Annotated in this window: 8 protein-coding genes and 1 pseudogene; 4 read left to right on the top strand and 5 right to left on the bottom strand. The window is 58.1% G+C overall.

Annotated elements, in window-relative coordinates; genetic code table 11:
- Positions 1-7: 7 nt before the first annotated feature.
- Positions 8-3,223 (bottom strand): chitobiase/beta-hexosaminidase C-terminal domain-containing protein, encoded by a 3,216-nt coding sequence (locus tag RBB80_RS00155; protein WP_433966375.1) that lies wholly within the window; start codon positions 3,221-3,223, stop codon positions 8-10.
- Between the two features lie 67 nt (positions 3,224-3,290).
- Positions 3,291-3,935, bottom strand: a complete 645-nt coding sequence (locus RBB80_RS00150) for a hypothetical protein (protein ID WP_433966374.1) — start codon at positions 3,933-3,935, stop codon at positions 3,291-3,293.
- 1,427 nt (positions 3,936-5,362) lie between these two features.
- Between RBB80_RS00150 and RBB80_RS00145 the strand changes: the two genes are divergently transcribed.
- From RBB80_RS00145 to RBB80_RS00135, 3 genes and pseudogenes are all read left to right on the top strand, one after another.
- On the top strand, positions 5,363-5,614 hold the full coding sequence (locus RBB80_RS00145) for a hypothetical protein (RefSeq protein ID WP_433966373.1): 252 nt from the start codon (positions 5,363-5,365) through the stop codon (positions 5,612-5,614).
- A gap of 399 nt (positions 5,615-6,013) precedes the next feature.
- Positions 6,014-6,812 (top strand): annotated as a pseudogene (lepB, locus tag RBB80_RS00140) (signal peptidase I).
- Positions 6,813-6,858: 46 nt separating this feature from the next.
- Positions 6,859-8,022, top strand: a complete 1,164-nt coding sequence (locus RBB80_RS00135; protein ID WP_433966372.1) for an AsmA family protein — start codon at positions 6,859-6,861, stop codon at positions 8,020-8,022.
- A gap of 77 nt (positions 8,023-8,099) precedes the next feature.
- Here RBB80_RS00135 and RBB80_RS00130 read toward each other — a convergent pair whose 3' ends face one another.
- Entirely contained in the window at positions 8,100-8,360 is a 261-nt protein-coding gene (locus tag RBB80_RS00130; RefSeq protein ID WP_433966371.1) for a hypothetical protein, read from the bottom strand.
- A gap of 9 nt (positions 8,361-8,369) precedes the next feature.
- Here RBB80_RS00130 and RBB80_RS00125 point away from each other — a divergent pair, with 9 nt between their 5' ends.
- Positions 8,370-8,564 (top strand): hypothetical protein, encoded by a 195-nt coding sequence (locus tag RBB80_RS00125; protein WP_433966370.1) that lies wholly within the window; start codon positions 8,370-8,372, stop codon positions 8,562-8,564.
- 630 nt (positions 8,565-9,194) lie between these two features.
- Here the strand turns inward: RBB80_RS00125 and RBB80_RS00120 are convergent.
- A complete protein-coding gene (locus RBB80_RS00120; protein ID WP_433970020.1) occupies positions 9,195-11,135 on the bottom strand; it encodes a M1 family aminopeptidase in 1,941 nt (646 codons plus the stop codon).
- Positions 11,136-11,137: 2 nt separating this feature from the next.
- Positions 11,138-11,932 (bottom strand): 23S rRNA (guanosine(2251)-2'-O)-methyltransferase RlmB, encoded by a 795-nt coding sequence (gene rlmB / locus RBB80_RS00115; RefSeq protein WP_433966369.1) that lies wholly within the window; start codon positions 11,930-11,932, stop codon positions 11,138-11,140.
- Positions 11,933-12,009: the final 77 nt, after the last annotated feature.

Raw genomic sequence — 12,009 nt, 5'->3', positions numbered from 1 at the left:
CCTTTTGCTAATTCTGGTACGTCCAGTCGAGGATATTAGCGTTCATGGTGGAACCACCAGTCCCGCCGGTAAAGCCCACATAGGCGGTCGGGCTACCAACGACGCTGCTCAGGTCTACGTTATACGTGGTGGTAAAGCTGGCCGACGTGCTCTGGTCGGTAAGCAGCAGTGTAAGTGTCGTTCCGTCGTAAGTAACGTGAGCATGGAGAGTATGTCCGCTCTTCAAGACAATCGAAGGAGCAAGATTGATCGCCGGTATCGTCGGCGATGACCCATTTGTGTAGAATCCCGTTGAATCTGTGCCTTCGCCATTGTTGCTGTAAATATCAAACTTGACGGCGAGACTCTTGCCGATTCCAACCGGCCCGCCTGGCTTAGTAGCACCGTAGCCGAGGCCGCTTCCTGACGGTCCCATAGCCGAAAGACCCTGGTTCTGGACGGCGAAAGTGAAACCATCGGCAACGCCGTTTAGGATTTGGAAATCAAAGTCAGTCGTAAATGTCGCAATACTGACAGGTGTCGCAAACCATATCGCACTCTGCGAATAGGTCACGCCTGCCTTCGCGATCTGTAACATCGAGCCATTGAGGACTCCCACTCCATTCAAAGCGAAACTGCTTCCTGCCCCAGCGAAACCGCTCGGGAAATTGATTGCTAGAGGGGTTGTCTGGATCGTATATCCGCCAACCGAAACACCACTCGCTGACAAGCCCGGCGCGACTGCCATCGCATGAAGGACCTCTGTCGACTTAACCTGGATGGGCGAGTTGTAGACCGAAGAACTGGTCGTCGGTGGGGTGCCGTCCGTCGTGTAGTAGATGGTGCTGCCCGCGCTGGAGTCTGAAAGTGTAACGCTTTGCGCTGTCGCATAACTGCCTGGCGCAGGTGAGAATACTGGCGCTGCCGTAGCAGGTGCTGAAACGGAATAGGTAGCTGAACTGACTGAACTCTGCGACGCACCTGCAGCGACCGCCAAAGCCTTGAGCGTGGTGGTGCCTGTGCCGACTACGATCGGGCGGCCGTACACGGTAGAAGCTGTAGTTGGAGTGGTGCCATCTGTCGTGTAATAAATAACGGCTCCGCTTGTGGTGTCACTTATGCTTACGCTAGTTGGGGAAGAATAACTACCGGCAGCAGGACTAAAGACAGGTGCCGCTGCGAGAGAACTTATTACATAGGTGGCTTGACCTACTGCACTCTGTGGAGTGCTGGAAGCTACAGCGATTGCCTTGATGGTTGTTGTTCCGTTACTTACTGTGATAGCTCCGCTGTATACGGCAGAAGAAGTCGTCGGTGAAGATCCGTCGGTCGTGTAATAAATCACGGCACCCGTAGAGGAATCGCTGAGCACAACGCTCTGCGCTGTCGTATAGTTGCCGCCTGCAGGACTGAAAACTGGGGTCGCGGTAGGAGACGTCCCCGGCTGAGGAGCGTAGGTCCAGGTCAATATTTTTTGGGTCGAGGTCGATCCGCCCGTGCCGCCCGTGAACCCTACATATGCGGTGTTCCCTCCAACAATCAGTGGGATATTGATAGCCTGGCTGTAGGTAAATGTCTTGCCCACCAGCGGGTCGGCCAATGTCATAGTGAGAGTAGTGCCGTCGTAGGTCAGGTGCGCCCGCATGGGGTCGCCGCTTCTTAGAATGACGCCACTCGATGTCATATCGACCGCAGGCATCTCGGGAAGCGCGCCATTCGTATAGAAGCCGGTGGAGTCATTGCCTTCCCCCTGGTTGTTGTAAATATCAAACTTGACGGCGACGCTCGTCGGGATGCCTGTACCCTTAGGATTGCCATAGCCCAATGCGCCGGAGCTACTTCCGAGCGCAGTTGCGCCTGCATTCTGGATGGTGAAAGTGAAGCCGTCTGCAATCGCGTTGAGCTGCTGGAATGCGAAATCTGTGGTGAAAGCCTGAATGTTGATCGGTTGGCCAAAGGCACTTCCAGCCTCGTAAGTACCTCCATTCGTAAGCTCCAGGCTGCCGTCGCTCGCAGTGATCGCAGAGCCGTTGAATGTGAGCCCGTTAGCACTGGCAAAGCCACTGCCAAAGTTTATGCTCGAGCCGCCGGCTTGGAGGACATAGGCCGCCGTGGCTAGGCCATTGTTCTTTCGCGTCGAATCGAAAGACATAGCATTTATTGTCGTATTCGTTGCCACCGTGATAGGAGAGGTGTAGACGGAGGAGGAAGTTGTCGGCGTAGAACCATCCAGCGTGTAGTAAATGGTGGCCGACCTGTCTGCATCGGATAACACCACTTGCTGAGACGAGGTATAGGTTCCGGCAGCAGGTGTAAAGTTTGGCGCCGGCGTTTGCGTCGGGAGGGTGAAAGTCGCAGAAGCTATCGAGCTCTGAAGATAGTTGGTTGCGCTTGCGATGGCTTTAATAGTTGTCGCCGCTGTCAGTGCTATCGGCGAGGTGTAGATATTGGAGCCAGTCGTAGGAACAGATTGGTCTAGGGTGTAGTAGATATTCGCGGGAAGTGTTTTCGTGTTGAGAGAGACGGGCTGCGGAGGTTCGAAGGTGCCAGCCTTCAGCGAGAAGGTCGGCGCCACGGCAACAGATTCCCCATTGAGTAATCCAAAGACATCGACCTGGTATGCGGCACCTACGTAAACACGCCCATTCGTGACAACCGGTACTACAAATTTGTTGGTAGGTCCCGCATTATCGCGCGCCTGCTTATCGCTCTCATACAGGATCGTCGACAGGTTGGTTGCATCGAAGGCATACAGTATCTCGGAAGCGCCACCTGTCTTTACAGCCCAGGCTATTCCGTTAGCAGTGCCATTCGAAGATACGACAAAGCTGGCTCCTGGGAAGCCGGTCGTGACAGTACTCGTGCTGGTGTAGGCAGGTGTAAGTACGCCACTATTGAGACTGAATGCTTTGGCGGAGTCACCGTTACCCCAGATGTAAACATTTCCATTCCAATAGGCAGGTGTGCTCCACAGGCCTTTAATCTCGCCGGTGATGTCCTGTAAAGCGTTCGTGTTCGAAGTGCCTCCAGGGAGATAGCCGCCAAGATTATCTCGGTTCAGGACCAGAAGGCGTCCTTCTTTTCCTGCCTGGATCAGGATGTGCGCGTTCGCCCCCGCCTGATCCGGAAGCATCAGGATCCCGCCGGAACCCTGGTCGAGATCTAAACCCGACAAGCGCGCCTGATTGAAAGAGGTGAATGCATCGGTAACCGCTAAGTTTCCATTCGCAAGGCTCAGCGCCACGATACTATCCCCGAGATTCATCCGGGACTGAACGGTGGGTAGGCCGAATTCGTGCCATTCGCTGTAACTAAAAACATCCGTCCGGCTGTGCCTCCATTGTCAATTGGCAGGCCGGCACCAGCCCCCAAACGCCGGCACCGAATCCATTGGAACTCATACAGATCACCCCGGTCTGCGCCAGGGTCGCGCCATCGAATGCGAATACCCACCCGTGAAAGGTACCGATGTCTCCGTGAGATCCGAACGCGGCATAGACGATCCCGTTGTAATAGGTCAGCGCCGGCCGGTTCAGCTGCCGTAACGGATTGAACGCAAGTAGTCCCCCGGAACTGCCGCTCCCTGTGCCAGGTACTGTCGCTTGAATAACTGTCGGGCTGTTTGGCTGCTCTGCTCCAGTAAGAATGTTGATGGCATGCAGCCGCTGGACATACGTGCCACTCTCCTTCGTCTTCGCGACGACGTACATTGTGTGGCCTGCGATGTTGATGGCCGGAGTACTGGTGATGCCTATCTCCGGAGAAATATCGGTGGAACCAACATCCGCGCTTGGAACCGTAGTTGCACCTGATGCAGCGCCATAAGTGGGGCTGAGCAAGCTAATCTGCCACAGTGGCTGCGCATCTGCGCCAGCGTTGGAATCGGCATCGAAGGCGTAAACAGAATCATGTTCTGTCGCAACAAACAGAACGTTGTGCACCAATCCATCGCTCATCGTCAGACCGCTAATGTAGAGGGGCTGTGCAAAGACGTACCCATCGACCGACCTCGAAAAAGTAGACCAAAGGAAGACCCGCTTACGTTACTCGGCGTAAGCAGTGTCTCCTGCGTATTCGCGCCAGCGTGAGTATTGTCGTATCGCCACGTAGGCACATTCACCGGAGTCGCACTTTGGCCGGACCCGGATTGAGCCACCGCCGCGAGCATACAGAGCAGAAATAAAGCACCGCGCAGGCGCGTAGCCGATTTACTTCGATAGCTCCAAAGGTGACACGCAACGACGGCGTACAGGGCAGTTATGGTCAGACAGAGAAATAGAAACATGAATTCACCTCTAGCGTCGTTGAAATTGTTGGTTCGCTGAGGCGGAAAGAAATTCGTACATCTTCCAACAGGCTTCAACGAAACGATCAAGGAAACAGAACTCTACCGAGATCTTTGAAGCCTGGGCAGAGAAAAAACATTTCGTCAGTAATTCAGTGCACCGATGTATCGTGCGTCTGGGATGCGAAATATAACTGATTTCAACGAGTTACTCAGGTACAAAGAAGTAATCAGAGGCAGTTACTGCTGTGAACAAATAAAATCGGGCATTTCCCCTATCTGATTTAGTAGTCAATAGATGTTCGTCGAGCAGCAGGTGCGGAGCCGGGCAGCCGTGCACCCAACCTATTTGCGGGTTTTAGCGCTATCAACGGGAATGTTCGTCGCAGTGCACGAAGCGCATCGTCTGGCCCGCTTGATCAAGCGAACGCAAAACGAAAAAATTGACACAGTGATTGGGGATTTGAGAGGTCTGCGTTACGAGATTCTGCCTAGGAACTGATCGCAATCAACGCCTTGAGTCGGCCCCGATCACTTAGTAGTCCCTGGCACCAATGTAGTTGACGGCGAAGTTGTGGAATCTTGTTTTTCCGGTTAAAGCCAACACAAAAGGTTAAAGTCTAATCCCAAGCAGCGGGAAGATGGACAAGCACGATTGCAGAATCAATGCTTATCGCTCCTTGAAGCAGTTTGAAGGTTGACGAGCACTCATCACTCTGCGAATCTTTGCTTCAATCGATGTCCCGATTTCGAGAGTCTTTCTCTCATACAGCTTTCCGTCAGGCGTAGTCTGGACCTTCCCTGCAGCGCTACTCAACTCCTTCAAGTTTGGTTATAGCCGCGTCTTCTCCGATGCGCCCACCACCTTGCGGCTAGCAACCCCGCTGCGGGTGATACCGCTCTCGGCTTCGCCCCCGGGCTTCCGGTCGGGTTAGTCGATATTGGGGGAATCTCCAACTTTCAAGGCGGACTCAACCTGCATAGCGCCGACCCGTTCGCCTTCCCAACCTTCGACCCGACGTATGGGCTCACGCATCTCGGAAACGCGGGTCCAACTCCATCATCGGCCCACGCCTCAATGATCTCGATACCTCTCTTGTGAAGAACACTTACCTTCCACGCATCTCCGACACGTTCAATCTCCAGTTCCGCGCGGAACTCTTCAACGTTCTCAACCAAGTGAACTACGCCACACCACCCAAGACAGGCATTCAGCTGTTCAATGCGAGTGGCGCAGGCCTTAGCTCCGCCGGCGGAGCGCTCGTAGGCCCCGCTGCCGGAAGCAGTCGTCAATCCCAGTTCGCTCAAGGTGATCTTCTAGCCCGCTATCTAGCCACTCTCTTTGAATGAAAGCAATTTCATATCTGGTTAAGTCGCGACTCATCTCGGCGAGGCATAGTTGTTACGGTTGAAGATCCATTAGCCTGCTTCAACAGCGTTACGCAGAGGACCGGGGGAATCGCCGGATCAAGTCTAGGAGACATGAAAACAGATCCGACACCGGGGGCGACGTGGGAGGCTCCACCATCACGAACACCACACCCAGCTTCACGGCATCGGCCAAAAAATCTGGGGGCCGTCGACCCTTCCACGGTGATTGAAGTCAGCATCTAGCTCAATCCGTAGAACAAGGCCTGTCTCGACGCGCTGGCCCGAGGCCTGAAACCCGGTTTCGCGCAGCAGAGGAATCTCTCTCCCTCACGCCCTCCATCAGCGATACACTAAAAGCTGTATCTGTGGAGACGAGTCTTGCCCGAAACCATCACAACCGAAGCCACCACCCTCGACGTTGCCCAGCAAGAGCAGGCCGAAACTCCCCTCGAGTCCCTCGCCTCCATCTGCACCGTCCTCGCCATCGGTCTCTTTGTGATGACCTTTATCTTCCAGAACTTCGAGATTCCCTCCGCCTCCATGGTGCAGACCCTGCTCATCGGCGACCACGTCCTCGTCGACCGCATCTCCCTCGCTCCCCCGCAAAATGGGCCCCCTTCACCTTCTATCGCGACGTCCGCCGCGGCGACATCATCGTCTTCTTCAAGCCCGGCGAGCCTGATCTCTTCCTCGTCAAGCGAACCATCGGCATCCCCGGCGACCGCATCCACCTCCGCAACGGCATCGTCTACCTCAACGGCGTCGCGCAAAACGAGCCCTACGCCGGTATGCCCTCCTCCGACGGCGATCCCCAGCACGCCTTCGATCCCTACCGCGACGACTTTCCCGCCGTCCCCCCGACAATTACGGCAACGTCACCGCCAGCTGGGCCTACGAGCTGCCCAGCCACATTCAAGACGGCGACCTCGTCGTCCCTCCCGGCAAGGTCTTCGCCATGGGCGACAACCGCACCGAAAGCCTCGACGGCCGCTACTGGGGCTTCGTCCCGCGCGAGAACATCGTAGGCCGCCCACTCTTCGTCTACTGGTCCTTCCAAACCCCCGCCGACCAGATCAACAAGCAGAGCATAGGCGAGCGCCTGGGCTTCATGGGCCACATCATCCTTCACATCTTCGACGAGACACGCTGGAAGCGCACGCTCCATCTCATCAAATAAGAGGTCATTCCGGTGCGGCCTGACTCACCGTGCCGGACCATCGTTCATGCAGGAAGCAGATCCCACCTACGAGCCCTCCCTCTACACCAGCGAAGCGGCGGAAGCAGACACTCCTCCGTCCCTCAGCACGCACACGCTGCGTCGTCTCCTCTACCTCGCCATCGCTGTACTTGTGGTTCTCCTGCTCATCCTGCTGCCTCCCTACATCAGCGTCAACCGCTATCAGCGCCGCATCGCCACCAGCATCGGCGACAGCCTGGGCCGCCCCGTCCACCTCGACAGAGTCTCCCTCAACCTTCTCCCCCTCCCCGGCTTCACGCTCGAAAACTTTGTCGTAGACGAAGACCCAGCCTTCGGCTCCGAGCCCGTCATCCGGGCCAACTCCGTCCGCGCCACCCTTCGACTCAGCTCCCTCTGGAGCCGCCGCGTCGAGTTCTCCACCATCAGCTTCACCGAACCCAGCGTCAACCTCGTCCACACCGCGGCAGGGAAGTGGAACCTCGAGAGCATCCTCCTCCACGCCGCCCACATCTCCGCCGCTCCCACCGCCCAGAGAAAGGCTGGTCCCGCGCCGCGGTTCCCCTACATCGAAGCCACCGGGGCGCGTCTCAACCTTAAACTCGACCGCGAAAAGTCTCCCATCTCCCTTACCGACGCCGACTTCGCCCTCTGGCTGCCCGACCCGCAGCAGTGGCATCTCCGCCTCTCCGCCCGTCCCGCCCGCACCGACACCGACGTCTCCGACACCGGCACCCTCGAGCTCGAAGGCACTCTCGGCCGAGCCGCCTCGCTCGATCAGGTCCCCATCAGCCTGCGCGGCGAATGGCGCAACGCTCCGCTCGGAGGAGCCAGCCGTCTCCTCCTTGGCCGCGACGCTGGCCTTCGCGGCGAAATGGTTTTTACCGCCAACGCCCAGGGAACCGTCAGCGACAGCAAGGTACAAGCCCGCCTCCGCCTCACCGACGCCCGCCGTGCAGACTTCGTGCCCGCTCAGCCCATGGACATCGATCTTCAGTGCCTCGGCGTTGCCACCGCCGACTTCCACTCCTTCGAGGACCTTCGCTGCAGCTGGCCGCCTGCCGGCTCCTCCGACGCCCCCATCGTCGCCCTCACCGGCACCCTCCCGGATCTTCGCAACCCCAGGTCCGCAGACCTGCAGATCGGAACCCCGGTCTTCCTGCCGCAACCCTCCTCGATTGGCTGCGTGTAGCCAGCGCCCGTGTCCCTGCCGACATCTCCGCCGCCGGCGCCCTCACCGGCAATCTCTCCTACGAGCCGGCCCTCGGGTCACTGCCTTGGAAGGGCGACCTCCTCGTCACCAACGCCAGCCTCATTAACCCTCACGCGGGCGCTGCCTCCCTGGTCACCGGCGATGTCGCCCTCCACTCCGTCGCGCAGGCCTCCTCCAAAGCCCCACCGGGCAAAAATCGCAAACCCACCCCTCCCGTAGCCAACGGCTTTCAACTGCAACCTGTCTCCCTCGCCCTCGGCGGCAAGGATCCCGCAACCCTCGAAGGCCACCTCAGCGCCGCAGGCTGCACCTTCCATCTCACCGGCATGGCCTCTACAGCCCGCCTGCTCGCTCTGGCGACCGCGCTCCCGCAGCTAGGCGACGGCCTCGCCGAAGTCCTGCCCACCAACCGAGCCTCCGGTCCCTACCGCATCGACCTCACCGCCACCCGCCCCTGGGGCCAGCCCCAAACCTGGACCGACACCTCACCCCACGCTCCACCCGTCCACCCCCACCACTAGCGCTTCCAACGGCGCAACCGTATAACTCCATCGCCTAATTCATCGTTTCAACCCCATCGCCTAATCTCATCGTCCAATCGCTGGTTTGAATTCCACCGTCCTAATCGCATCGTCAGTCTGAGCGAAGTTGCTCACGCATTTGTGAGCAACGCAGTCGAGGAATCCCTGTATTTCGTATTTGCTGTTGTCTGTGTCTTTTTGCTTTGTCTTTGCTTGTCCTTTTTGCTGTCATCCCGCAGGGATCTGCTTTGCTTTATCTTTTGCAGTTGCTTGTCCTTTTGTGGTCATCTCCGAAGGGGTCTGCGTTTGCCTTTGCTTTTGCCTTCTGATAGAGCGGGGGCTTCAGCCCTGCGTTCAACGCTGTCAAGCCCCAAAACCACCTAACCCAAACCCAAACAACAAGATGCACGTGGCGTATTAGTTACACACCAGAATCTATAATGAAGACAGCAGAAAAAACCCCGGCAAACCGCCGGGGTTTTCCCCTTAAACACCGTAACTCCTTTATTTACAGGAATCTGCAAGCAACCCTTTTGCAATGAATATTTTACGACACCTCAGTCCGCGCAAGATCAAGAAAATAATATACTTACACGCCGGTAATAGGGGGCACCTCCCGGAAAGGAGAACTCAACGCGCCACGATCTGCTTGGTATGAATCGAAGCCGTCACCTCTGGCACACTGCCGTCGTTGACGATCACCTCATCCGGCGTGCCTTCGAACACCACCCGGGTCGAAGCGCTCGACCGCCCCGGGATCCGCAGCCTCTGCGTCGAGGTCAACGTCCCCGAGCGCACGGTCACCGGCACCTCAGCCGCCGCCTCCCCGTCGTTCGCCACCTCCACCGACACCAGGAATCCCTTGCCCTTGTCTCCGATCTTATCCAGCGCACGTGGCGTCACGTTGGCGATGCTCAGGTCCGGCAGACCGCGATCTCGATACACCCAATCATCAAAAAACCACGCCAGATCCCGCTTGGCGCTTCGTTCCAGAACCCACTGAAACTCCTTCGGATCGCTGTCCGTCTTGTCGGTCCGGTAGGTCTGGAGCGCCCGCTTCAACGCATCATCGCCCACCACCGACCGCAGCATCCAAAGCACAGCCGCAGCCTTGGTCCGGTAGTACACCTCATCACTGGCAAGAATCAGGCTCTGCCCGGCATCGGAGTCGGAGGCGCCAGCCGACGAACTGGACGATGTTCCACTCGACGAGCCGGAAGCAGGACCAGGCTCCACCAGGGCCAGCGTATTCGCCGCCTGCTGCAATTGCTTTATCGCAACTTCACGTCCCTGCGCCTGCTCAACCCAAAGCAACGAGGCGAACTGCGCCACGCCCTCATCCAGCCACACATGCGACGAGCCGAACCAGGCATGGCTCAGCGAATGCACCAGCGAAGGAGCCAGTACCTCAGGTGCTGCCGCACGCATCGGCACAACCAACAGGGCATCGTCCTCAAACGGCTGCCCCTCGTGGTCGAGGATGTTGAGCAGACGCAACGGACCAGTTCCCAGCCACTCGGCCAGCAGAGGCTGCACCTTCGTCGAGGCTGCACCATAGCTCGGCAACGCGTCATAGTGGTCGGTCACAGCCGAGATCAAGCTGTTGTCCGTCAAAGTACCCGCCCGGTCGGTGAGAAAGAGACTCAAGGTACGAAATCCCAATGGCCGTGCCGAGAACTCAGCCGTCGCCACCCCAGGAGACTCGGCTACCGGCAGATTCTGATTCTCACTCACCTTCACCAACTGCTCGCGGCGGCCACAGAAGAACGCAGCATCCGGCGCATCGCCGACGTACTCCACCGTCAACCGCATATGCACCGTCGCCTCAGCCTGCCGCAGTTTGTTCAGCCCGACACTCTGGAACAGCTTCGCTCCATCGCCCAGAAACACCGGTGCCGCCGCCGTCGGATACCACAGAACATTGCCGAACCCGCGCAGCGCCGTGTGCTCCGAGGTGACCACATCCCAGTCCGCATGAGACGCCTGGTCGAGTGGTGCACCGATTCGCTCCAACCGCTCCGCCGACTGCACCACCTCACCCGAGTAGAACCCTGTAAGCGCAAGACTCGCTCCAGGCTCAAGCGGCTTAGGCAGAGAAATCACTGCCTCCGTCGCCTTCCCCGTGTGATCGGCATCCGTATCGATCTCATGTTGTGTAAAAGACAGGGGCACCACGCGTCCCTCGCTCTGCATCCCAAAACTCTCCCAGCTCAGAGCCGAAGAGATTTGAAACACGAGCCTCGTAAGCGGAGCCTTCCCCGAGTTCTTCACAGAGAATCGCGAATGAACTGCCAGCAGCGACTGCGCTGGGGTCACGTGAACATCCAGATCGTACGAAGTGAAGATAAGCGACGTACGCTCCGCATCGTTGACCTCGACCGCTACCTGATTTACCGGCGGCTTCTCCTTCTCCTTGGCCTCCGGCGAATCCAGATTCCGATCGAACAGAACCTTACCCTGCGGTGGAGGAGGCGAGTCTGCAGGAGTAGCCTCCTGTGCCCGCACTAAATTAACTCCAAACACAGCCGCCAGAACCAGCCAGCGACCTCCAGCCGAAACCACATCAAACATCTTCAAGATCCCAATCCCTTACGTTCCTTCAAAGGCTTTCGAGCAACTGGCGGAGCCGCAGCTTGACGGCGCTGCCGCATCGCCTCATACATCACAACCGCGCCCGCCACCGATACATTGAGCGAGGACACTTGTCCCGCCATCGGAATCCGCAGCAGATGATCGCAGGTCTTCTTCACCAGGTCGTGCAAACCGGCGCCTTCGCGACCCAGCACCAGAACACAGTCACTCTTGAAGTCGTACTCGGTGTAATCCGGCGTTCCGCGCTCATCCAGTCCAAGAACCCAAACGTGCTTCTGCTTCATCTGCTCCAGCGCACGAACCAGGTTCGTAACGCGAGCGATTCGCACATGCTCCGAAGCTCCCGCCGAAGTCTTCGCCACCGTCGCGGTCACCGGAGCCGAACGCCGCTCCGGCAGAATCACGCCATCGACGCCAGCTCCATCCGCAGTCCGCAACAGTGCCCCAAGGTTGTGCGGATCCTCGACGCCATCAAGAGCCAGGAAGAACCTGTGCTGTCCCTCCGCTTTCGGAGCCAGCAAGTCCTCAATCCCCAGGAACTTACGCTCCCGAACCACCGCCAGCACGCCCTGATGCGCATCCGTCCGCGCCAGCCTAGTCAGCTGGTCGCGGGACTCCAGCGACACCCGAACCCCAGCCGTCCGGCACAGCTCGATCAACCGCTCCAGCCGCTCATCCCGCCGCTCCCGCGCCACACTGACATGGTCAAGCTCCCGCCCCCCGACCGAATAGCCTCCTCGACAGGGTGCAGGCCATAAAGAACTTCCATGCTTCAAGTCTACCGCCCATGCCAGCAGAAAAGCAGCGAGGCCTTAGAATGTCTAGAGTAGGGTGGCCCTGCGGATAGACTTAG

The sequence above is a fragment of the Tunturiibacter gelidiferens genome (assembly GCF_051013345.1).
Lineage (GTDB): Bacteria > Acidobacteriota > Terriglobia > Terriglobales > Acidobacteriaceae > Edaphobacter > Edaphobacter gelidiferens_A.
The sequence above is the reverse complement of the archived record's forward strand: the minus strand, read 5'-3'. Positions and strand labels throughout refer to the sequence as shown.